Below are 20,967 nucleotides of genomic sequence, written 5' to 3'. Positions count from 1 at the left end.
GGCCACTGATCGGGACATCACGATGCTGAAGTGTCCCGGTTTCGGTGGCGATGTGGTGCTGGGTGCCCTTATCGTCTGGCGCGGTTGATGCCGTTTTGGCCAGGAGGAACCCTTGGTGCGCCGGACCCCCGCCCTCGCGCTCACGGCCGTGCTGCTCGCGGCGTCCACGTCCGCCTGCGGCGGTGACGACGGCGGCGGCTCCCGGCCCGCCGCGGCGGACGCCCCCAAGGTCACCACGCCCCCCGCCCGGCAGGTGACCATCACCGTGGACGGCAGGACGACCACCGCCATGACCACCGGCACCACCGTCCGCGAGGTGCTGACCCAGGCGGGCGTCCAGCTCGGCCGGTACTACCTGGTCAAACCGAAGATCGACGAGCCCGCCGGGAACGCGGTCAAGGTGCGGCTGCTGCTGTCCAAGCCGGTGACCAGGACGCTGAAGATCCAGGCGCCGGTCAAGCGGAAGACGAACTCCAAGCTGGGCCCCTGGAGCCAGCGGACCGCCCGCAAGGGCCGGGACGGCCTCAAGGTCGTCATGACCGCCTATGTCCGGGACAAGAAGGGCAAGAAGGTCAAGGCGGTGGTGGCCGAGAAGATCACCCGCAAGCCGGTGACCCAGATCCTGGAGGTCGGCCCGCAGCCCGCCAGCGTCGGGGGCACCGCCGCCGGCCTGAACTGGGCGGGGCTGGCCAAGTGCGAGTCGGGCGGACGGCCCAACGCGGTCAACCCCGCCGGCTACTACGGCCTGTACCAGTTCTCCCTGCAGACCTGGGGCTCGGTCGGAGGCACCGGACTGCCGTCCAATGCCTCCCCGGCCGAGCAGACCTACCGCGCCCAACTCCTCTACAACAAGGTCCAGGGCCGCTGGCAGGGGCAGTGGCCCAACTGCGGCAGGTTCCTGTTCAGCTGACCTTCGCCAGATCGATCAGCAGGCGGCCGTTCACGCTGTCGACCTCGACGATCCGTTCGGCGGGATCCCGGAAGAGGCCGATCGCGCTGTAGCCGCCCCCGTCCTGCGGGACGGCCACCGAGGCCACGTCGCCGGTCTGCGTGTCGTAGAGCAGCCACTGGACCGATCCGCCGGCCGGCTCCGCCATGTAGGGCAGGAAGCGGTCATAGGCCAGGAAACCATCGAGGCGCTGCATAAGGTGCCTGCGGCCCCCGAGCATCCGGAACATGCGACCTCCGGTGCCGTCCCGGCGCTGCAGGTAGGTCTCCGGCACGGGCCCATGCCCCCCGCTCCATTGCTTTGGGAGGCTCTTGTGAGCCACGCACCAGGTGATGCCGCAGTTCCAGGAGCCCTTGATCGTTGCCAGGCCGGCCTTCGTCGTCCGCCCGTTGCGCAGGTCGCGCAGGGTCCGATGGAAGACCTCGCCCGGCTTGGCCCGCTCGGCGTCCATCGGCCCGGTCAGGCCCGGCCCGCCGATCCAGGGCCAGGCCAGCACTTGGAATCCGGTGGTGCCGGGGACCTGGCGGGCCGTGCCGCCCCCGGACACGGGCGCCTCGTACACCCCCTGGGACTCGTACACCCCCTGGGACGAGGTGTTCCGGCCCGCCATGGACCAGTAGACCTTTCCACCGCCGATGGTCAGCCGCCGTACGGACGCATCCTCGGAGAGATCATGCTGTGTGGCGGCGACCCGGTACGCGTCACCGCCGGACAGCGGTGCCGCCCAGATCTCGACGGTGTGCCGGCCGCCCTGCTTGTACCTGACCCACCAGGCGATCCGGCCGTCACCCACGGAGAATCCCGAGGGGAACAGGTCGGAGCCGGACGGCACCGGTGTCCGGGTGATCTGGGTGGTCCGCCGTGTCCTGAGGTCGTAGGTCAGGATCTGATCGGTCTTCTCGAAGCTCGACTCGGTGGTGACCAGCAGTGTGTCGTCGTCCAGGAGGGTGATGGCCCGGTAGGCGCGGCCGCCGGGCAGTCTCTCCGGAAGGGGCCGGACCGCCTGCGGCCACAGCCGTTCCACCGGGACCGGCTTGCCGACGGTGACGGCCTTCAACGGGCCGGGCTTGCTCTGGGCGGCGGGCCGCGCCGGGTCCTCGGCGGAGCCGAGGACGGAGGTGAGCGCGCCGGATCCGCCGAGCGTCACCAGTACCGCCGCCGCGGCCATTCCCGCCTGGGCGCGGCGCCTGCGGCGGTGCCGTCCGTGCACTTGGTGGAGCAGGTCCGGCGCCGGGGCCGGCGCCTGCCGGGCGGCCGTCTTCAGCGTCCCCTTCAGTGCTTCGGTGAGTTCGTCGTTCATCGTGAGCTCCTGCTCTCGGCGCGCTCGGCGGCCGGATGCCAACCGGTGCGCAGCTTGTCCAGGGCACGGGCGGCCTGACTGCGCACGGTGCCGCGCGAGATGCCGAGCGTCGCGGAGATCTCCGCGTCCGACATGTCCTCGTAGTAGCGCAGCACCAGCACCGCCCGCTGGCGGCGGGGGAGCGCCGACAGCAGTTCCCACAGCCTCGGGTCGTGCTCGGCCCGGTCCAGGCCCGGCTCGATGTACTGGCCGTCGGGGACCTCGCCGACCAGGCTCTCGCGTCTTCGCCGCCGCCAGATGCTGATGTGCTGGCGTGCCATGATCGTCCGCGTGTAGCCCTCGGGGTCGCGTTTGTTGACCACCCGGGGCCAGGCGGCGCGCAGCCGCACCAGGCTCTCCTGGAGCAGATCGGCGGCGTCATGGGGATTGCCGGTCAGCACGTAGCCGTAGCGAAGGAGCGTCTGGGCACGGGTGGTCACGAACTCCTCGTACGTCACACCGTCGTCGTCCACAGGCATCCCTTCTTCGTCACCCCCGGGACGCGCAGGGCGGGGCAACTGTTGCATCCACGGCACACGGATGCTGAGGGACTGGACGAACGGGGGCTCAGACGCCGCCGAGCCCGACCGAGGCGCACGAACTCGCCGCACAGCCGGGCAGACGTACCGCGCTCAGTTTCTCTACGACAAGGCGGGAGACCGTTGGCAGGGCCAGTGGCCCGATTGTGGTGGGCTCTTGCTCGGCTGATCGGGTTCAGCTGGTGAAGAAGTCGAACTCTCCGTCTTTGACGCCCTTGACGAAGGCTTCCCATTCGGCGCGGGTGTAGAGGATGGTCTCGGCGTCGGGTCGGCGGCTGTGCCGGACGGCCACTTGCTCGCTTCCGTCGTTCAGCGGCCCCGCCTCAACGCACTCGGGTCCACCGCTGCCGCTGTAGGTGCTGATGTGCCAGGAGACGTTGCTCGGCTTGCGGGGGGTGCTCATGCTGCGACTCTCCTTGTCACCGACTCAGACGCTCCGCGAGCGCCCGGATGAACGCCAATGACTGCTCGGGTGGGAGCGCACTGTTCAGTAGACAATCGTAGGTGAGGGCGAAACGTTCGACACTCTCGGCTTCCAAGTAGATCGAACCCGCCTCCGTCTCGATGTGGGATGCATCCGGGTAGGGTTCGGGCATCTCGAAGATGGTGAACGCTCCCAGAGGGCTGGCGTGTGCTCCAGCGTCGAACGGCAGCACGCGGATGGTGATGTTGGGGCGTTCGGCCAGATCTTCCAGATGAGCGAACTGGGCGCGCATGACCTTGGCTCCGCCGACCATCCGGCGCAGTGTGGCCTCGTCGAGAACGACGTCCAGCAGTAGCGGGTCGTCATCGGTGAGCTTCCGCTGGCGGGATGCACGAAACTCAAGCCAGCGTTCGAGCTTGGCGGGGGAGTAGTCCGGACGGTTGGCTGTCATGATCTCCCGGGCGTAGTCACGGGTTTGGAGGAGCCCATCGAGGACCACCGCCTTGTACATTTTCGTCCTCCTGGCCCGTGATTCCAGCCAGGCCAGGTCGATGACGCGGGTCTTGGTCTCCCGGGCGTAGTCGTCCCACCAGCCTTTCTGCCAGATGTCGCGGCTGAGTTGCTCCAAGGCGTTCCGGATGGCCGGGTCGTGGACGCCGTACAGGTTGAGCAGGGCGAGGACGTCGGGGACGCGGGCCGGGACTATGCCCGTCTCCCAGCGGCTGATCGCACCCTGGTCGCGCTGGACGTAGTCGCCCGCATCGCGGAGGGTGAGCCCGGCGCTCTCGCGAAGCTCCCGTAGGTGCTTGCCCAGCCATTGTGAGCGGAGCGTCGGGCCTTTCTTGGACGGCGGCATGGTGCCTCCCGATCACGGAGAATGCGACAAAGGCGACAATGCTGACACTTTTCAAGCTTTTCTAAGTGCAAGCTTGTCTGTGTGTTGGATTGATGTCAACCTGTCCGTGACCGTTCGATTACACGGAGATGATCACGAGATTCGTCTGCGTGGACGACAAGGGCCGGGGCGGGGTTCGCGTGCGAGGCTGAGACCCGCCCCGGCCGGGAGCCGGAAGGGATGTCCCATGGAACATCGACCTGAGTCCGGCTTCCCGCCTGTGTACCACGACATGGGTGAGGGAGCCACCGACGCCGCTGCGCAGCGCGGGATCGTCTGGCCCAGGCTTTTCGTCCTGACGTACGTTCCGGAGGAGGCGGAGGGCATCGGCGACGACCCCGGTGAGGTGGTCCTCTACGGCCTGGCGATGCCCGGCGGGGGCGCCGTGACGGTGGGGCCCGGCGGTATGCAGCAGGGGCACTGGGTCAGCGCGGGCAGGGCCGCCGACCGGCTCGGGCTGGATCTGTGGTGGCGGGACGAGCTTCCCGAGAGCGGATCTCTCTCCTGAGGGAGCCGGGAATTCCTCGTAGGCCATCCCTTCTCACCGGCACCGGGACGACCGTTGCATCGGCACCCCGGCGGGGCTGGGACACTGGGCCGGTGGGGGACTCACAGGTGCTGCTGGGGCCGGCCGAGGTGCGCGAACTGGCCGCGCGGCTGGGCGTACGGCCGACCAAGACGCTCGGGCAGAACTTCGTCATCGACGCCAACACGGTGCGGCGCATCGTCCGGGCCGCCGAACTGGACGCCGACGACGTGGTGATCGAGGTGGGGCCGGGGCTGGGCTCGCTCACCCTGGCGCTGCTGGAACGGGCGCGCCGCGTGGTCGCCGTCGAGATCGACCCGGTGTTGGCCGAGCAGCTCCCGCACACCGTACGAGACCGGGCGCCGGAACTGGCCGAAAGGCTGGAGGTGGTGCACGCCGACGCGCTGCGCATCACCGACCTGCCCGGCCCCGCGCCGACCGCGCTGGTCGCCAACCTCCCCTACAACGTCGCCGTCCCCGTCGTACTGCATCTACTGGCGACCTTCCCCTCGCTGCGGCGCGGGCTGGTGATGGTGCAGGCCGAGGTAGCCGACCGGCTGGTGGCCCCTCCGGGCAGCAAGGTGTACGGGGTGCCGTCGGTGAAGCTGGCCTGGTACGCCGAAGCCCGGCGGGCCGGGCCGGTGGGACGCGCGGTGTTCTGGCCGGTGCCCAACGTCGACTCCGGGCTGGTGGCGTTCACCCGGCGTGAACCGCCCGTGGACGCGTCCCTGCGCGAGGAGGTGTTCGCGGCGGTCGACGCCGCGTTCGCGCAGCGCCGCAAGACGCTGCGGGCGGCGCTGACGGGCTGGGCGGGGTCGGCGGACGCGGCCGAACGGGCCCTGCGCGCCGCCGAGGTGGACCCGCGCGCCCGGGGTGAGGCCTTGGATGTGGCCGCCTTCGCCCGCATCGCCCAGTATCGTCCTCTCGTCGCGGTGGACGAACGTACGGAGGATCATGGTGAAGGGGCGGTCGCGGGCCGTAGGGGCGATGGTGCTCGCGGCGGTGCTGACCCTGCCGGGCTGTGACGGGGGCTCCAAGACCCCGAAGATCCAGACCACGGTCCGTCCCGGGGTCGCGCCCACCCCGCCGACGAAGGGCGCCTACTTCGGGGCCTGGGTGGACCCGGCGCGCGACGGCTCAGGTTCGCCCGCGCCGTCCGGTTCGCCGTCGGCGTCCGCCTCGCCCTCGAAGACGGCGTCCCCGTCCGAGCGGGCGCGGGTGGACGCGGTCACCGGGTTCGAGCGCGACATGGGGCGGCGGCTCGACATCGTCGCCGCCTACCGCAGCTGGAAGCAGCGCCTGCCCCAGGACTCCGACGCCGAGCTGCTGTCCGAGGGCCGCTACCTGCTGGTGACCTGGTCCGGCACCGACACCCGGGAGATCGTCGCCGGCGAGCACGACGACCACATCCGGCAGCAGGCCCGTGCCGTCAAGTCCCTGGGAAAGCCGGTCTTCCTGCGCTGGCAGTCCGGTATGGACGCCGACAAGGTCCGGGACAGGGTCCACTCCGCCGGGGACTTCACGGCCGCCTGGCGGCATCTGCGCGAGATCTTCCGGCGGGAGAAGGCCGACAACGTGGCCTGGGTGTGGTCGCCCACCGCCGGCGGCTTCCGCGGCGGCGAGGCCGAGGCCTTCTACCCCGGCGACGACCAGGTGGACTGGATCGCGGCGGAGGTCTACCCCGGCGGCACCTACGACTACCGGGACTTCTCCGAGGCGGCCCGGTTCTTCATGGACTGGGCCGACGAACGCCCCAAGCCGATCATGATCCCCGAGTTCGGGGTGCCGCGCTCCTATGGCGAGCGCCGCGCCGAATGGCTCCGCAAGACCGCCACCTACCTGCAGGACCCGCAGGTCAAGGCGGTCGTCTACTACGACTCCGACGAGGGCGGCGCCGACGAGTCCGGCGAGCGCCGCTACGAGTACTCCACGGCCGGCGACCGTACGGCGCTGTCGGCGCTGCGGGAGCTGGCCACCACCCCGTACTTCAACCCCCGCAACCTGCCGGTCACCGCGGGGGAGTGACCGCGGCGGGCCCGGGGGCCGGTCCGCGCCCGCTACGATCTCGGCCGTGACCTCCGTGACCGTCCGCGTGCCCGCCAAGGTGAACCTGCAGCTGGCGGTGGGGCCGCTGCGTGACGACGGCTACCACGATCTGGTCAACGTCTTCCACGCCGTCTCCCTGTTCGACGAGGTGACCGCCGCGCCCGCCGACGCGCTGAGCGTCACGGTCGAGGGCGGGTCGATCGAGGGCGTGCCGGTGAACGCCGACAACCTCGCCGCCCGCGCCGCCCTGCTGCTGGCCGAGCGGCTGGGCGTCGCGCCGAACGTGGCGCTGACCATCCGCAAGACGATCCCGGTCGCCGGGGGCATGGCCGGCGGCAGCGCCGACGCGGCCGCCGCGCTGGTCGCCTGCGCCCGGCTGTGGGGCGCCGGCGACGCCGACGCGGACCTGTGGGAGCCGGCCGCGATCCTGGGCAGCGACGTCCCGTTCGCCCTGCTGGGCGGCACCGCGCTGGGCACCGGACGCGGCGAGGTGCTCACCCCGGTGCAGACGGCCGGGCGCTTCCACTGGGTGTTCGCCCTCGCCGACGGCGGGCTGTCGACCCCTGCCGTGTACGCCGAGTGTGACCGGCTGCGCGAGGCCGAAGGGTGGCGGCCCGCCCCGCCGCAGGCGTCGCAGGACCTGATGGCCGCGCTGGCCGCCGGGGACGCCCATGCCCTCGGCGCCGCCCTCGGCAACGACCTGCAGCCCGCCGCGCTGTCGCTGCGCCCGGCGCTGCGCGACACCCTGGCGGCGGGCCGGGAGCACGGCGCGCTGGGCGCACTGGTCTCCGGCTCCGGCCCGACCTGCGCCTTCCTCGCCGAGTCGGCCGACCACGCGGGGGAGCTCACGGCGGCGCTGTCCAAGGCCGGTGTCGCCCGTTCCGCCGTGCAGGCGTACGGCCCCGTCCCGGGCGCCACCATCGTGTAGGCGGCCCTTCGGCGTACGGCCTCGACGCCACTGGAGGGACACCATGCCGCTCGGCCGGAAGGTCCTGGAGGCCGTGCCGAGTCCACTCTCGGCAGCGTTCCGGTGAACCGGCCGTCGCCGCCCGCCGTCATACGATCCGTACCCGGCGCCGCCGGGACGAGCGCAGGGAGGGCCGATGACGGCTGCGGGGTTGCTCATCATGATCATGATCGTCGTTGCCGCGCTGGTCCCGATGGCCGTGCTCATCGGTGTCATCATCCTGCTGATCCGCAGGGCGCAGCGCGTCACGCCTCCCGTCCCGCCCTGGCCGGGACGTCCGGGGTACGGGCCGGCCCCGGGGAGCCACTCGTCGCCGTCCTGGCACCATGGCCACGATGACGTGGGGGGCTCCGGCTTCGACCCCGGCCCCTTCTCCTACGACGGCGGGTACTACCACCACGACCATCACCACGGGCACTCCGGCGGGTCGTTCCACGACGGTCACTCTCACGGCGGTTCGTACGACGGCGGGTCCTCGTACGACAGCGGCTCGTCAGGCTCCTCCGGCTCCGACAGCGGTTCGTCGGGTTCGTCGGACAGCGGTTCCTCGTCCTTCTGACAAGGGCGGCCAGGCGACCCGGCGGGAGCCACTAGCCTGGACAGTGCCGTGAACCTGATCAATCTTGAGACCGTCACCAAGTCCTACGGGCCCAAGCCTCTGCTGGACGCCGTGTCCCTCGGAGTCGACGACGGCGACCGGATCGGTGTCGTCGGCCGCAACGGGGGCGGCAAGAGCACGCTGGTCGCCCTGCTGGCCAAGCGCGTCGAGCCCGACGAGGGGCGGGTGACCCATGCCCGCGGGCTGCGGCTGGGCCATCTGGCCCAGCGCGACGAGTTCGCCGAGGGCACCACCGTCCGTTCCGCGGTCCTCGGCGACCGTGCCGAGCACGAGTGGGCCGGGGACACCCGCGTCCGCGAGATCCTGTCCGGCCTGCTGGCCGACCTGGCGCTGGACGCCCCGCTGGCCGGGATGTCCGGCGGCGAGCGGCGGCGGGTCGCCCTGGCCCGGCTGCTGGTTCCCGAGTCCGACCTGATCGTCCTGGACGAGCCCACCAACCACCTCGACATCGAGGCGATCGACTGGCTGGCCCGCCACCTGCGGGAGCGGCGCGGGGCGCTGGTCGTCGTCACCCACGACCGCTGGTTCCTGGACGAGGTCACCGACCGTACCTGGGAGGTCGTGGACGGCCGGGTCGAACGCTATGAGGGCGGCTACTCCGCGTACGTCCTGGCCAAGGCGGAACGCGCCCGCATCGCCGCCGCCACCGAGGAGAAGCGGCAGAACCTGCTGCGCAAGGAGCTGGCCTGGCTGCGCCGCGGCCCGCAGGCCCGCACCTCCAAGCCCAAGTTCCGGGTGGACGCCGCCCAGGCGCTGATCGCCGATGAGCCGCCGGCGCGCGACACCGTCGAGCTGACCAGCTTCGCCACCGCCCGCCTCGGCAAGACCGTCCTGGACCTGGAGGACGTGTCCGTTCGGCTGGGCCACCGGGACCTCTTCCAGCACCTGACCTGGCGGCTCGGCCCCGGCGACCGGGTCGGTCTGGTGGGCGTGAACGGCAGTGGTAAGAGCACCCTGCTGCGCCTGCTCGATGGCAGCCTGGCCGCGTCGGCGGGTCGGATCGTCCGCGGTAAGACCGTCCAGCTCGCCCACCTGTCGCAGAACCTTGAGGAACTCGACCCGACCCGCCGTGTCCTGGAGTCGGTGGAGGAGATCCGGCGCCGCATCACCGTCGGCAAGCGCGAGTGGACCGCGAGCCAGCTGCTGGAGCGCCTCGGCTTCCGCGGCGACGCCCAGTGGACCCCGGTCGGCGACCTGTCCGGCGGTGAGCGCCGCCGGCTGCAGTTGCTGCGGCTGCTGATGGACGAGCCGAACGTGCTGCTGCTGGACGAGCCCACCAACGACCTGGACATCGAGACCCTGACCGAGCTGGAGGACCTGCTCGACGGCTGGCCGGGCACCCTGGTCGTGGTCAGCCACGACCGCTACTTCCTGGAGCGCGTCACCGACCATGTCGTCGCCCTCCTCGGCGACGGCCGGGTCCATCTGCTGCCCGGCGGCGTCGACGACTACCTGTCCCGCCGCCGGTCGGCCCGCGCCCAGGCCCCCGCCTCGGCCCCGGCCCCGGCCGCCGCACCCGCCAAGGCCAGGTCGGCCGAGCGGAGCTGGAAGGCCAGGAAGGAACTCGACCGCCTCGAACGCCGCCTGGACAAGCTCGCCCAACAGGAGTCGGAGCTGCACGAGCAACTGGCCGCCCACGCCACCGACTACGAGAAGCTCACCGAACTCGGCGACCGCCTCAAGGCCGTCCAGGCCGAGGCCGCCGAGGTGGAGGAGCAGTGGCTCCTCCTCGCCGAGGACGTCGGCTGAGTCCCACCCGCACCTCTGGCGGGGGTGCCTGACCCGGGACGCCCGGTTCGAGCATGAGCCGGATGGTGACCGCGAACAGCGTGACGGTACTTCGGGGCGGTCGTCAGGAGCCGGGTGGAGCGTCGAAGGGGGCCAGCAGGGTGCGTAGCAGGTCCGCCAGGGTGGCGCGTTCGGACGCGCTGAGCCCGGCCAGGATGTCGTGCTCGCGGTTGAGCAGGTCGGCGAACGCGGCGTCCACCCGGGTACGGCCCTTGTCGGTCAGCCGGACCTGGACGCCCCGCTTGTCGGCCGGGTCGGGATGCCGCCGCACCAGCCCGGCGGCCTCCAGCCGGTCGATCCGGTTGGTCATCGTCCCGGAGGTCACCAGCGTGGCCCGCAGCAGCCGGCCCGGGCTCAGCTGGTAGGGGCTGCCCGCGCGGCGCAGCGCGGTCAGCACGTCGAACTCCCAGGGCTCCAGGTCATGCGCCGCGAACACCGCCCGCCGGGCACGATCCAGATGCCGGGCCAGCCTGGACACCCGGCTGAGGACGTGCAGCGGCCGAACGTCCAGATCCGGCCGCTCGGCCTGCCAGGCCGTGACCAGCCGGTCGACCTCATCCTCCATGGCAGGAGCCTACATGTCTCGACATCAAGATGTCTGATGTCTTCCGTCGTCTTCCGGCCCGCCGCCGACGAGCCGGTCACCGCCCCGGCCCGCGGGATTGACCTCAATATTAATTGAGGTTCAAGGATGGCGGCATGACCACATCGACGAGGACCGGGGCGAGGGCTCCCGGTGAGACGAGGGCGGGGCGCCGGGAGTGGGCCGGCCTCGGCGTCCTGGCCCTGCCCGCGCTGCTGGCCTCCCTGGAACTGACCGTCACCCACCTGGCGCTGCCGTCCATCGGCCGGGATCTGGGCGCCAACAGCACCCAACTGCTGTGGATCGTGGACATCTACGCGTTCCTGCTCGCCGGATCGCTGCTCACCATGGGGGCGCTGGGCGACCGGATCGGCCGCCGCAGGCTGCTGCTGCTCGGCGCGGCGGGGTACGGGGTGGCCTCGGTGCTGGCCGCGTACGCTCCGAGCGCCACCATGTTGATCGCCGCCCGCGCGCTGATGGGCGTGGCAGGGGCGACGCTGATGCCGTCGATCCTCGCCCTGGTCGCCGTCATGTTCACCGACCCCCGCCAGCGGACGACCGCCATCGGGATCGTCGTCGCCGCGGTCTCGGGCGGGACGGCGATCGGCCCGCTGGCCGGCGGCTGGCTACTGGAGCGCCTGTGGTGGGGCTCGGCCTTCCTGCTGGGCGTGCCGGTCATGGCCCTGCTGCTGGTGATCGGGCCGATCCTGCTGCCCGAACGCCGTGCGCCCGGGCCGGGCCGTCTCGACCTCACCGGCGTCCTGTTGTCGCTGGCCGCGGTGCTGCCGGTGGTGTACGGGCTCAAGCGGATCGCCGCCGAGGGGGCGGCCCCCGGCTCCGCGGCGGCGGTGCTCGTCGGCCTCGTCATGGCGGGGATCTTCGTGCGGCGACAGCGTCGCCTGGCCGACCCACTGGTCGACCTGCGGCTGTTCGCGGACCGGGCCTTCGCCGTGGCAGTGGTCACGTTGTTCCTCGGGATCTTCGTGCTGTGGGGCTCGAACTACGCCATCGCGCAGTACCTCCAGCTCGTTCGCGGACTGTCACCGCTGGAGGCGGGGCTGTGGACGGCCCCGTCCGCCGTCGGTGTCATCGCCGGGTCGATGCTGGCCCCCAGGATCGTCCGCAGGGTCGGCCCCGGCCGGGTCATCGGCGCCGGCCTGGTGATCTCCGCGATCGGCTACGGCGTCCTGGCCGGGGTGGAGGTCGCGGGCGGGCTCGTCGTGTTGGTCGCCGGGTCGGTCGTCGTCTCCGCCGGGCTCGGTCCCATGATGGCCCTGGCCACCGACATCGTCGTCGGCTCCGCTCCGCCGGAACGCGCCGGCGCCGCCTCGGCGATCTCCTCGACCGCTCCGCAGCTCGGCGGGGCGCTCGGCATCGCCGTCCTGGGCAGCGTCATCACCGCCGTCTACCGGGACCGGATGGCCGCGGCGGTGCCGGCCGCCCGCGACAACCTCACGGCCGCGGTCGCGGCCACCGCCGACCTGCCCGCCCCGGCCGGGGCGCGGCTGCTGGAGACGGCCCGCGCCGCCTTCACCCAGGGTTTCCAGCTGACCGCCGCCATCAGCGCCGCCCTGATGATCGTCATCGCCGTCGCGGTCATCGCCTTCCTGCGCGACCCGGACGACTGACCGACCCCGGCCATCCGCGCGCAGCCCGGCTCCAGCGCGTCGGCGGCCCGGAGGGCCGGGGCCTCCCGGTTTCTTGTCGCGAAGATACTTGACATCAAGATATTTGCCGGACATCATCTGTCTTGATGTCGAGAGAAACGGTGGCCGCAGGGCGTGGACCCGTCTGGGACCCCGCTCAGTACGCCGTTTTCGGTGCGGAGCGCGGCCGTGCGTTCGCCGAGCTTGTCGGCCGGATACCGCTGCGGGACCCCGCCCACGTCGTCGACCTGGGCTGTGGATCGGGCGAGCTCACCATGTTGCTGGCCGATCGCTGGCCCGGCGCGCGGATCGACGCCCTCGACGGTTCCCCCGAGATGATCGCCCGCGCGACCGCATCCGGGACCGCCGGACGCGAGGCGGTCATCGGGTTGCCCGCACGCGAGGACGCCGCCGACGCTCCTGGGCGCGAATCCGCTGCCGGCGGACAGGAGCCGACCACAGCCGGGAGCGGCGCCGCCGCGGAGCGGGTGCGGTTCGCGGTGGGGGACGTACGGACCTGGCGTCCGGGGCGACCGGTGGACGTGATCGTCTCGAACGCCGTGCTGCAGTGGGTGCCCGAGCACGAAGAGCTCCTGGTGCGCTGGGCGGGCGACCTGGCGCCCGGAGGATGCCTGGCGTTCCAGGTCCCGGGGAACTACGAGGCCCCCAGCCACATGCTGCTGCGGGAGGTCTGCCGGTCCGCACGGTGGCGGGACCGGCTCGCGGACGCGCTGCACTGGCGCCCGGTGCGGGACGCGGCCGGCTACCTGGAACTGCTCGCCGGGCTCGGCTGCGCCGTGGACGCCTGGGAGACCACCTACGTCCAGGTCCTTCAGGGCGAGGACGCGGTGCTGGAATGGGTCAAGGGCACCGCGCTGCGCCCTGTCCTGTCCGCGCTTGACGAGCGGAAAGCGGAGGAGTTCCTCGCCGAGTACGGGGCGCGGTTGCGGGAGGCGTATCCGCCGCGCCCGTACGGCACCGTCTTCCCGTTCCGACGGATCTTCGTGGTGGCTCGGCGGCCCGAGGCGGGCGTGGGGCCGCCACCTTGAACGGGGTGCCGCCCACCGCGCGGACGAGGGCGTCTCGTTCCCCTGCGGTGTGCCCTCCACGCGGCGGGCGGCATCCGTAAGACTCCGGTCTCGCGATCCGAGCCCGGTGACCCCTGGCCGGTGGCCGTCCGGACGAACTCCGGGCGGTCACCGCTGTGGCCGGGGAGATGCATCCTCTCACCGCACCAGCGGTCGTTGGAAGTGTTGCGGCACCCGGACATGGCCGGGCCCGCAGGCTCTGGGATCAGTAGGACCGGCCGGGCGCCGGTGTGTCCAGGCCGTGCTCGGTCTCCTCGGCCGGCTGCGGGCCGGGCGTACCCGGCTCGTCGGCTCTGTCGAGTTCGTCGGCTTCGCCGAGCCCGGCGGCCGGGCCCGGCTCATCGGGCCGGTCATGCTCGTCGAACTGGTCATGCTCGTGGAGCTGCTCGAACTGGTCGGGCTTGGCGGGCTCGTCACGGCGGGCCTTGCGCTGGGCCTTCTCAGCCTTGGCCGCCGCCTTCTCCTCGGCCTTCTCCTGCTTGGCGGCCTCCTTCTCCCGCACCCGCCGCAGCCGTTCCCGCTCCTTGCGGCGGCGCTTGGGATCGAGAGTGGGCTTGGGCTCCAGGCCGGAAAGACCGTTCCAGGCGAGGTTCACCACGTGCGCGGCGACCTCCTCGCGCCCGGGCTTGCGCACGTCCAGCCACCACTGGCCGGTGAGTGCCACCATGCCGACGAGCATCTGCGCGTACATCGGGGCGTGCTTGTCGTCGTAGCCGTGCCGGTCGAACTCGCGGGCCAGCAGATGCTCCACATGGCCGGCGATCTCGCTCAGCAGACTGGCGAAGCTCCCGGTGCCCGTACCGCCGTGCGAGTCGCGCACCAGGATGCGGAACCCGTCGCTGCTCTCCTCGATGTACTCCAGCAGCGCCAGCGCGGCCTTCTCCAGTTTCTGCCGGTAGTGGGTCCCCGCCAGCAGGGCGTCGGTGACCAGCCCGAGCAGCCTCTCGAACTCGCGGTCCACCACGACCGCGTACAGGCCCTCCTTGCCGCCGAAGTGCTCGTACACCACGGGCTTGGAGACCCCCGCCGCGGCGGCGATCTCCTCCACCGAGGTGCCGTCGAGCCCGCGCTCGGCGAACAGGGTCCGGCCTATCCCGAGAAGCTGCTCTCGTCGTTCCTTACCGGTCATGCGCTTACGCCGGGAACGTGGGGCGGGTTCAGTCACGGGTCAATTGTCCCGCGAACGCGCCCTCATCCGACCCGCTTGGCGGCCAGCCGCTCCGGGTTGGGCCAGCGGACCGCGTGGGCCCAGCCGAGCTTCTCGAACGCCCAGATGATGCGGGCGGAGATGTCCACCTGGCCCTTGAGCACACCGTGCCGCGCGCAGGTGGGGTCGGAGTGGTGCAGGTTGTGCCACGACTCGCCCAGCGACGGGATGGCCAGCCACCACACGTTGCGGGACTTGTCGCGCACGTCGAAGTGCTCCTTACCGAAGGTGTGGCAGATGGAGTTGATCGACCAGGTCACGTGGTGGACGAGGGTGATCCGCAGGAACCCGGCCCAGAACAGCGCGGTCAGCGCGCCCTGCCAGGACATGGTCAGCAGCCCGCCCAGCGCGGCCGGCAGCAGGAACGACACGGCCACCAGGCCCGGGAACCACCGGTGGATGCGGACGATGTCCTTGTCGTCCAGCAGGTCGGGCGTGAACCGGCGCTTGGAGGTGCGGGACCCGTCGAACAGCCAGCCGTAGTGGGCCCATCCCAGGCCCTTGGCCAGCGCCTTCCAGTCGTTGCCGAACCGCCAGGGCGAGTGCGGGTCCTCCTCCTTGTCGGAGTACTTGTGGTGCCGTCGGTGGTCGGCGACCCAGGTGATGACCGGGCCCTCCATGGCGAGGCTGCCCGCGATGGCCAGCGCGATGCGCAGCGGCCGCTTGGCCTTGAACGAGCCGTGCGTGAAGTACCGGTGGTAGCCCACCGTGATGCCGCCCGCCGACACCAGGTAGAAGACCACCATCAGCGCCACGTCGGTCCAGCCGAGGAAGTGCCCCCAGGCCAGCGGGATCGCCGCGAACAGGGCCAGGAAGGGCACGCCGGTGAAGACCCCTACGAGGACCCGTTCGGCGGTGCTCGAGCGGTCCGGCTCCATATCGGAGCGGGGCGGCGCGCCGGGCGGGTCGAGTACGGGGGCTGTAGTCATACGAAACGCTCCAGGTTCGGGTGTCTTACCTACGCCACCGTAACCTACGGTTGCGTAGGTTGGACAGTGCTCTTCGGTAAAATCAGGCGGAGCCTGTCGCAGAGGTCACATATGGTCGGCGCGGTCCGCCGGTGCACCCCAGGGAGGGGGGTGATGGCGCTCGCCCATGACCGACGCATGGCACCGGCCCGGGTGCCGCTGACCGGCCTGCCGGTCGGCGACGCCTTCGGGGATCAGTTCTTCCTGCTCCACAACCGTGCCGTCTCTGCTACGTCCGGTTTGCCGCCCGCGCCGTGGAAGTGGTCGGACGGTACTCAGACGGCGTGCTCGATAATCGACGTCCTAAACCGGCGCCACCGGATCGACCGCGCCGACCTGGTCCGATACTTTCGCGGAGCGGTGCGGCGCCAGGCGCCGCCGCGGCGCCGGAGCACTGGGAGCGCTGGACCGGCTCCAGCACGGTGCCCCCTGGCACCGGGCCCCGCGAAGTCCTCCCCGACCCCCTCGACCCTCTCCGCCCAGCGCCGGACGGTATGACATCGGGCACAAAACCACGACGTCACGTATCCGCACGACAACGCCCGGAATCGCGAATGACGGGCGCCCTGCCCGCCTATGCGCAGCAGGCGGAGAACACGCCGTATCGGAGCGGCGGGCGGGCCGCGTTCCGCAACCCTGACCTGATGCAGGCCGGTTTCTTCCCCGTTCCTGAAGCACGTGGCATTGGGCCGGCGATCGGCCGTCCACCCTCCCATTCGCCGGGCGCGGACGCGGTGGCCGCCGCGCACCTCCACTGTGCGGGACGGCCTTGTACGACGGGTCTGCGCGACCGGCCGCGCCGTCGGCGGGGACGGGCCGACCGCCGTGATCACGGCGGTTAAGGGGAGGTTCCGCCGAGCGGCAGCCGGTATCCTGAGGGCCAGGCCCCTCGGGGCCTGACCTTCCCGGGTCGTCTAACGGCAGGACAGGGCATTTTGGTTGCTCTAATGAGGGTTCGATTCCTTCCCCGGGAGCCGGATCGACCTCCCCATGTGGTGCCCTATGGGCGCCGTGACCACACCGCCGGGTACGGGCGGCTCGTGGGGTGACAGGACGGAGCGGGACGGTATCCTGCACCTGTCGGGTGAGTGATGGCCGCCTGCCCACTAACGGTGCAGGTCGTGGGCGTCCTGGACAGTTCCATACCGTCTGCCGCAACCCGATCAGACCCAGTCCGCGATGCCGAGGAGCCTCCCGTGAGTGCGCGCCGCCCGGCTGCCGTCATCGTCCTCGCCGCAGGTGAGGGCACCAGGATGAAGTCCCGAAAGTCGAAGGTGCTGCACGAGCTGTGCGGTCGGAGCATGGTCGGGCACGTCCTGGCCGCCGCCCGCGAGCTGCGGCCCGAACGGCTGATCGTGGTGGTCGGGCACCGCCGCGAGCAGGTGATCGAGCATCTCGCCGAGCATGCCCCGCAGGCCGAGCCGGTCGTGCAGGAGCGGCAGGGCGGTACCGGGCACGCGGTCCGGACCGTCCTGGAGCGGGTGGGGACGCTGACCGGGACCGTGGTCGTCACCAACGGCGACCATCCGCTGCTGCGCGGCGAGACGCTCGCCGAACTGGTGCGCACCCACGAGCGCGAGGGCAACGCCACCACCGTCCTGACCACCGAGGTGCCCGACCCCACCGGGTACGGCCGGATCCTGCGCGGCCCGGACGGCGCGGTGACCGCGATCGTCGAGCACAAGGACGCCGACGAGGCGCAGCGCGCGGTCCGTGAGATCAACGTGGGCATGTACGCCTTCGACGGCGCCCTGCTGGAGGCCGCGCTCAAGCAGGTGACGACGGACAACGCCGGCGGCGAGGAGTACCTGACGGACGTGCCGGCGATCCTGCGCGCGCAGGGCCACCGGGTCGGGGCGTTCACCGCGCCCGACTGGGTGGAGACGCAGGGCGTCAACGACCGCGTGCAGCTGGCCCAGGCGCGCCGGCTGCTGAACGCCCGGCTCCTGGAGGGGCACATGCGCGCCGGGGTGACCGTCGTCGACCCGGCCAGCACGTGGGTCGACGTGGACGTCACCGCCGAGCCCGACGTGGTGATCCACCCCAACACCCAGCTCCACGGCCGCACCAGCCTCCAGGAGGGAGCGGAGGTCGGCCCGAACGTCACGCTGACCGACACCTCGGTGGGCGCCGGAGCCGTGGTCACCAACGCGGTGGCCGAGGGCGCCGAAATCGGCCCGGAGGCCACGGTGGGCCCGTACGCGTACCTGCGGCCGGGCACCAGGCTGGCCCGCAAGGCCAAGGCGGGCACGTACGTGGAGATGAAGAACGCCGTCGTGGGGGAGGGGTCGAAGGTGCCCCACCTCACCTATGTCGGCGACGCCGACATAGGTGAGGGCTCGAACATCGGCGCGAGCTCGGTGTTCGTCAACTACGACGGGGTGGCCAAGCACCGCAGTGTGGTGGGCGACCATGTCAAGATCGGCAGCGACAACATGCTGGTCGCGCCGGTGACCATAGGCGATGGGGCCTACACGGCGGCCGGTTCGGTGATCGTCAACGACGTCCCGCCCGGGGCCATGGCGGTCGCGCGGGGTCGGCAGCGCAACATCGAGGGGTGGGTCGAGCGCAAGCGGCCCGGGACCCCCGCCGCACAGGCGGCGCGCCGGGCCACAGCACAGGCCGAAGAAGAGGCCGTGTCCGGCGAATGATCTTTCCAGCGAGGGGGAGTTGTCTCAGGTGAGTGGGATCAAGGCGAGCGGTGAGAAGAAGCTGATGCTCTTCTCTGGCCGGGCGCACCCGGACCTGGCCAAGGAGGTCGCCGACAACCTCCGCGTAGAACTGACGCCGACCGCGGCCTATGACTTCGCCAACGGCGAGACCTTCGTGCGCTTCCTGGAGTCGGTGCGCGGTTCGGACGCGTTCGTGATCCAGTCGCACACCGCGCCGATCAACCAGTGGATCATGGAGCAGCTGATCATGGTCGACGCGCTCAAGCGCGCCTCGGCCAACCGGATCACTGTGGTCGCCCCGTTCTTCGGCTACGCCCGGCAGGACAAGAAGCACCGGGGCCGGGAGCCGATCTCGGCCCGGCTGATGGCGGACCTGTTCAAGACCGCGGGCGCGGACCGGCTGATCACCGTGGACCTGCACACCGCGCAGATCCAGGGCTTCTTCGACGGGCCGGTGGACCATCTGTTCGCGCTGGAACTGCTGGCCGACCACGTGGAGTCCAAGCTGGACACCTCGCAGGTGACCGTGGTGGCCCCGGACGCGGGCCGGGTGCGGGTGGCCGAGCGGTGGACCGACCGGCTGGGCTGCCCGCTGGCGATCATCCACAAGCGCCGCGACCCCGAGGTGGCCAACGAGGTCAAGGTGTTCGAGGTGGTCGGCGAGGTCGAGGGCCGCACCTGCGTGATCGTGGACGACATGATCGACACCGGCGGCACCATCGTCAAGGCCGCCGACGCGCTGTTCGAGCAGGGCGCCGCCCGGGTGGTGGCCACCGCCACGCACGGGGTGCTGTCGGGCCCGGCGGTGGACCGGCTGAAGAACTCCCGGATCTCCGAGGTGATCCTGACCAACACGCTGCCGATCCCCGAGGACAAGCAGTTCGACAAGCTGACGGTGCTGTCGATCGCGCCGCTGATCGCCCAGGCGATCCACGAGGTGTTCAGCGACGGCTCGGTGACCAGCCTGTTCGGCGGCCATAGCTGACCGACCACGGCACGCCGGGCCCCGCCGTCACGGCGGGGCCCGGCTTTTTTCGTCGGCCCCGCCGCCCGGACGCCGGCCTGGTGAGGGCGGGACGCGGGGTCCGGCGGGCCCCGATGACGCGGTCCGTGGCATCCGGGCCGTCCGCGATCGGCTAAACTTGGTGATCCGTGTGTGCCCCGGGTCGTTCAGTACGGCTCCGACGGAGGACTCGCACTCCCCGGGGACCGCAGAGGATCTTAACGAGGCGCTCACCGCATCGAGCCTTCGCCTTGATACGCACTGTCCGTAACGGACGTCCCGCGGGGGACGGCCGTGGATCGCAACATGAGGAGTTCTCGCCGTGTCCGAGGTACGTATTGCCGCCGAGCCGCGCACCGAGTTCGGTAAGGGTGCCGCTCGACGCACCCGCCGGGCCGGCAAGGTGCCCGCCGTCCTCTATGGTCACGGCACCGCTCCGCAGCACATCACGCTGCCGGGCCATGACCTGATGCTGGCCCTCAAGACGCCCAACGTGCTGCTGCGGGTGCAGGGCCTGGCCGACGGCGACGCGCTCGCCCTGCCCAAGGACGTGCAGCGGGACCCGATCAAGGGCTTCCTGGAGCACGTGGACCTGCTGCTGGTCAAGCGCGGGGAGAAGGTCACCGTCGAGATCCCGGTCAACGCCGTCGGCGACGTGGTGGCGGGCGGCCGGCTGGAGCAGCCGGTCATCCAGCTCGCGGTGGAGGCCGAGGCCACCCACATCCCCGAGGCCGTCGAGGTGGACATCACCGGCCTGGAGGTCGGCGCCTCGCTGCTGGCCGGGGACCTGAAGCTGCCGTCGGGCGCCGACCTGGCCGCCGACGCCGACACGCTCATCCTGCAGATCGTGGACGCGACCGTGGCCACCGGCGAGGTGGCGGAGGCCGAGACGGCCGAGGCGGCCGAGGGCGCCGAGCCCGCCGCCGAGGCCGGCGAGGGCACCTCCGCCGAGTAGGGATCACAGGCTGTCGCATCGGCCCCCGTGTGCGGATCCTCCGGCACGGGGGCCGTTCGCATGGGGGCCGGGGACGCGAACGAGTCGGACGGGCGTGATGGAAACGGATCTGTGGCTGGTCATCGGGCTGGGCAACCCCGGGCCGGGCTACGCCGGAAACCGGCACAACGCCGGGTTCATGGTGCTCGACGTGCTGGCCGGGCGGGCCGCGAGCCGGTTCAGGGCGCACAAGTCCCGCGCCGACGTCGTCGAGGGACGGCTGGCGGGCCGGCGGGTGGTGCTGGCCAAGCCGCGCTCGTTCATGAACGAGTCGGGCGGCCCGGTGGCCGGGCTGCGGGACTTCTTCAAGGTGCCGGCCGAGCGGGTCGTGGTGGTCCACGACGAGCTGGACATCCCCTACGGGGCGGTGCGGCTGAAGCAGGGCGGCGGCGCGGGCGGCCACAACGGGCTGCGGTCGATCAGCAGGTCGCTGGGCACGCCGGACTACCTGCGGGTCCGGTTCGGGGTGGGCCGGCCGCCCGGCCGGATGGACCCGGCCGCGTTCGTGCTGCGGGACTTCTCGGCGACCGAGCGCAAGGAACTGGACCTGCACGTCGAGGTGGCCGCCGACGCGGTCGAGATGGTGCTGGCGGAGGGTCTGCAGGCGGCCCAGAACGCCTACCACGCCCGTACCGGGTCCTGACGGAGGGTGCCCGGCCTCTGACGCTTGCCGGTCGGCCGGGTTGGTTATCGGCAACTTGTGACAATAATCCG

General features: G+C 71.4%; 20 protein-coding genes and 1 tRNA gene. 14 read left to right on the top strand and 7 right to left on the bottom strand.

All coding sequences use genetic code 11. From position 1 onward, the window contains the following. Positions 1–115 precede the first annotated feature (115 nt). Positions 116–910 carry a resuscitation-promoting factor gene (locus C4U03_RS15125; RefSeq protein WP_103938369.1) on the top strand — a complete coding sequence of 265 codons (795 nt, stop codon included), beginning with the start codon at positions 116–118 and terminating at the stop codon, positions 908–910. Here C4U03_RS15125 and C4U03_RS15120 read toward each other — a convergent pair. From C4U03_RS15120 to C4U03_RS15100, 4 genes are all read right to left on the bottom strand, one after another. Further along, positions 903–2,249, bottom strand: a complete 1,347-nt coding sequence (locus C4U03_RS15120) for a hypothetical protein (RefSeq protein WP_103938368.1) — start codon at positions 2,247–2,249, stop codon at positions 903–905. The genes C4U03_RS15125 and C4U03_RS15120 overlap by 8 nt on opposite strands. After that, on the bottom strand, positions 2,246–2,767 hold the full coding sequence (locus C4U03_RS15115; RefSeq protein WP_103938367.1) for a SigE family RNA polymerase sigma factor: 522 nt from the start codon (positions 2,765–2,767) through the stop codon (positions 2,246–2,248). The genes C4U03_RS15120 and C4U03_RS15115 overlap by 4 nt, the downstream gene beginning before the upstream one ends. A 235-nt stretch (positions 2,768–3,002) precedes the next feature. Then, on the bottom strand, positions 3,003–3,230 hold the full coding sequence (locus C4U03_RS15105; protein WP_103938366.1) for a DUF397 domain-containing protein: 228 nt from the start codon (positions 3,228–3,230) through the stop codon (positions 3,003–3,005). A 16-nt stretch (positions 3,231–3,246) separates the two neighbouring features. Then, entirely contained in the window at positions 3,247–4,107 is an 861-nt protein-coding gene (locus tag C4U03_RS15100; protein WP_103938365.1) for a helix-turn-helix domain-containing protein, read from the bottom strand. A gap of 226 nt (positions 4,108–4,333) precedes the next feature. On the opposite strand from C4U03_RS15100, the gene C4U03_RS15095 reads away from it, so the two are divergent. The 6 genes from C4U03_RS15095 (at position 4,334) to C4U03_RS15070 (ending at position 10,053) form a co-directional block, all read left to right on the top strand. Then, the gene (locus C4U03_RS15095; protein WP_146087385.1) at positions 4,334–4,654 is read left to right on the top strand and encodes a hypothetical protein; all 321 of its coding nucleotides are present in this window, start codon (positions 4,334–4,336) and stop codon (positions 4,652–4,654) included. Between the two features lie 92 nt (positions 4,655–4,746). Then, positions 4,747–5,697: a 16S rRNA (adenine(1518)-N(6)/adenine(1519)-N(6))-dimethyltransferase RsmA gene (rsmA, locus tag C4U03_RS15090; protein ID WP_103938363.1), complete on the top strand. Its 951-nt coding sequence runs from the start codon at positions 4,747–4,749 to the stop codon at positions 5,695–5,697. Next, positions 5,627–6,697 carry a glycoside hydrolase family 26 protein gene (locus tag C4U03_RS15085; protein WP_235017875.1) on the top strand — a complete coding sequence of 357 codons (1,071 nt, stop codon included), beginning with the start codon at positions 5,627–5,629 and terminating at the stop codon, positions 6,695–6,697. The genes rsmA and C4U03_RS15085 overlap by 71 nt, the downstream gene beginning before the upstream one ends. 55 nt (positions 6,698–6,752) lie before the next feature. Then, positions 6,753–7,646, top strand: coding sequence for a 4-(cytidine 5'-diphospho)-2-C-methyl-D-erythritol kinase (locus tag C4U03_RS15080; RefSeq protein WP_200827260.1), 894 nt, complete (start codon positions 6,753–6,755; stop codon positions 7,644–7,646). 175 nt (positions 7,647–7,821) lie between these two features. Beyond that, the gene (locus tag C4U03_RS15075; protein WP_103938361.1) at positions 7,822–8,244 is read left to right on the top strand and encodes a hypothetical protein; all 423 of its coding nucleotides are present in this window, start codon (positions 7,822–7,824) and stop codon (positions 8,242–8,244) included. Between the two features lie 48 nt (positions 8,245–8,292). Continuing rightward, on the top strand, positions 8,293–10,053 hold the full coding sequence (locus tag C4U03_RS15070; RefSeq protein WP_103938360.1) for an ABC-F family ATP-binding cassette domain-containing protein: 1,761 nt from the start codon (positions 8,293–8,295) through the stop codon (positions 10,051–10,053). A gap of 103 nt (positions 10,054–10,156) precedes the next feature. Here C4U03_RS15070 and C4U03_RS15065 read toward each other — a convergent pair whose 3' ends face one another. Further along, positions 10,157–10,657 carry a MarR family winged helix-turn-helix transcriptional regulator gene (locus C4U03_RS15065; protein ID WP_103938359.1) on the bottom strand — a complete coding sequence of 167 codons (501 nt, stop codon included), beginning with the start codon at positions 10,655–10,657 and terminating at the stop codon, positions 10,157–10,159. 134 nt (positions 10,658–10,791) lie between these two features. Between C4U03_RS15065 and C4U03_RS15060 the strand changes: the two genes are divergently transcribed. Together C4U03_RS15060 and C4U03_RS15055 are read left to right on the top strand one after the other, a co-directional pair. Beyond that, entirely contained in the window at positions 10,792–12,303 is a 1,512-nt protein-coding gene (locus tag C4U03_RS15060; protein WP_103938358.1) for an MFS transporter, read from the top strand. Positions 12,304–12,428: 125 nt separating this feature from the next. Then, positions 12,429–13,370, top strand: coding sequence for a trans-aconitate 2-methyltransferase (locus tag C4U03_RS15055; RefSeq protein WP_103938357.1), 942 nt, complete (start codon positions 12,429–12,431; stop codon positions 13,368–13,370). A gap of 244 nt (positions 13,371–13,614) precedes the next feature. Here the strand turns inward: C4U03_RS15055 and C4U03_RS41835 are convergent, their stop codons facing one another. Continuing rightward, the gene (locus C4U03_RS41835) at positions 13,615–14,574 is read right to left on the bottom strand and encodes a TetR/AcrR family transcriptional regulator (protein WP_235017874.1); all 960 of its coding nucleotides are present in this window, start codon (positions 14,572–14,574) and stop codon (positions 13,615–13,617) included. Positions 14,575–14,600: 26 nt separating this feature from the next. Further along, a complete protein-coding gene (locus tag C4U03_RS15045; protein WP_103938356.1) occupies positions 14,601–15,545 on the bottom strand; it encodes an acyl-CoA desaturase in 945 nt (314 codons plus the stop codon). Between the two features lie 942 nt (positions 15,546–16,487). Between C4U03_RS15045 and C4U03_RS15040 the strand changes: the two genes are divergently transcribed. The 5 genes from C4U03_RS15040 (at position 16,488) to pth (ending at position 20,896) form a co-directional block, all read left to right on the top strand. After that, a tRNA-Gln gene (locus C4U03_RS15040) sits at positions 16,488–16,558 on the top strand. A gap of 222 nt (positions 16,559–16,780) precedes the next feature. After that, positions 16,781–18,235 (top strand): bifunctional UDP-N-acetylglucosamine diphosphorylase/glucosamine-1-phosphate N-acetyltransferase GlmU, encoded by a 1,455-nt coding sequence (gene glmU / locus C4U03_RS15035; RefSeq protein WP_103938355.1) that lies wholly within the window; start codon positions 16,781–16,783, stop codon positions 18,233–18,235. Positions 18,236–18,263: 28 nt separating this feature from the next. Continuing rightward, positions 18,264–19,241 carry a ribose-phosphate diphosphokinase gene (locus tag C4U03_RS15030; RefSeq protein ID WP_103938354.1) on the top strand — a complete coding sequence of 326 codons (978 nt, stop codon included), beginning with the start codon at positions 18,264–18,266 and terminating at the stop codon, positions 19,239–19,241. 340 nt (positions 19,242–19,581) lie between these two features. Continuing rightward, on the top strand, positions 19,582–20,214 hold the full coding sequence (locus C4U03_RS15025; protein ID WP_103938353.1) for a 50S ribosomal protein L25/general stress protein Ctc: 633 nt from the start codon (positions 19,582–19,584) through the stop codon (positions 20,212–20,214). A gap of 97 nt (positions 20,215–20,311) precedes the next feature. After that, positions 20,312–20,896: an aminoacyl-tRNA hydrolase gene (pth, locus tag C4U03_RS15020; RefSeq protein ID WP_103938352.1), complete on the top strand. Its 585-nt coding sequence runs from the start codon at positions 20,312–20,314 to the stop codon at positions 20,894–20,896. The last annotated feature ends 71 nt before the right edge of the window (positions 20,897–20,967 follow it).

This window comes from Thermomonospora echinospora (assembly GCF_900108175.1).
Taxonomy (GTDB): domain Bacteria; phylum Actinomycetota; class Actinomycetes; order Streptosporangiales; family Streptosporangiaceae; genus Thermomonospora; species Thermomonospora echinospora.
Note: the sequence above shows the minus strand (reverse complement) of the source record. Positions and strands in the feature narration are given on the sequence as shown.

Bases quoted from the DNA above. Each gene is read 5' to 3' on its own strand.
- C4U03_RS15055 (WP_103938357.1), top strand. From the start codon at position 12,429: ATGTCGAGAGAAACGGTGGCCGCAGGGCGTGGACCCGTCTGGGACCCC.
- C4U03_RS15065 (WP_103938359.1), bottom strand. From the start codon at position 10,657: ATGGAGGATGAGGTCGACCGGCTGGTCACGGCCTGGCAGGCCGAGCGG.
- C4U03_RS15060 (WP_103938358.1), top strand. From the start codon at position 10,792: ATGACCACATCGACGAGGACCGGGGCGAGGGCTCCCGGTGAGACGAGG.
- C4U03_RS15045 (WP_103938356.1), bottom strand. From the start codon at position 15,545: ATGACTACAGCCCCCGTACTCGACCCGCCCGGCGCGCCGCCCCGCTCC.
- C4U03_RS15120 (WP_103938368.1), bottom strand. From the start codon at position 2,249: ATGAACGACGAACTCACCGAAGCACTGAAGGGGACGCTGAAGACGGCC.
- C4U03_RS15095 (WP_146087385.1), top strand. From the start codon at position 4,334: ATGGAACATCGACCTGAGTCCGGCTTCCCGCCTGTGTACCACGACATG.
- C4U03_RS15100 (WP_103938365.1), bottom strand. From the start codon at position 4,107: ATGCCGCCGTCCAAGAAAGGCCCGACGCTCCGCTCACAATGGCTGGGC.
- C4U03_RS15115 (WP_103938367.1), bottom strand. From the start codon at position 2,767: ATGCCTGTGGACGACGACGGTGTGACGTACGAGGAGTTCGTGACCACC.
- pth (WP_103938352.1), top strand. From the start codon at position 20,312: ATGGAAACGGATCTGTGGCTGGTCATCGGGCTGGGCAACCCCGGGCCG.
- C4U03_RS15075 (WP_103938361.1), top strand. From the start codon at position 7,822: ATGACGGCTGCGGGGTTGCTCATCATGATCATGATCGTCGTTGCCGCG.
- C4U03_RS15085 (WP_235017875.1), top strand. From the start codon at position 5,627: ATGGTGAAGGGGCGGTCGCGGGCCGTAGGGGCGATGGTGCTCGCGGCG.
- C4U03_RS15105 (WP_103938366.1), bottom strand. From the start codon at position 3,230: ATGAGCACCCCCCGCAAGCCGAGCAACGTCTCCTGGCACATCAGCACC.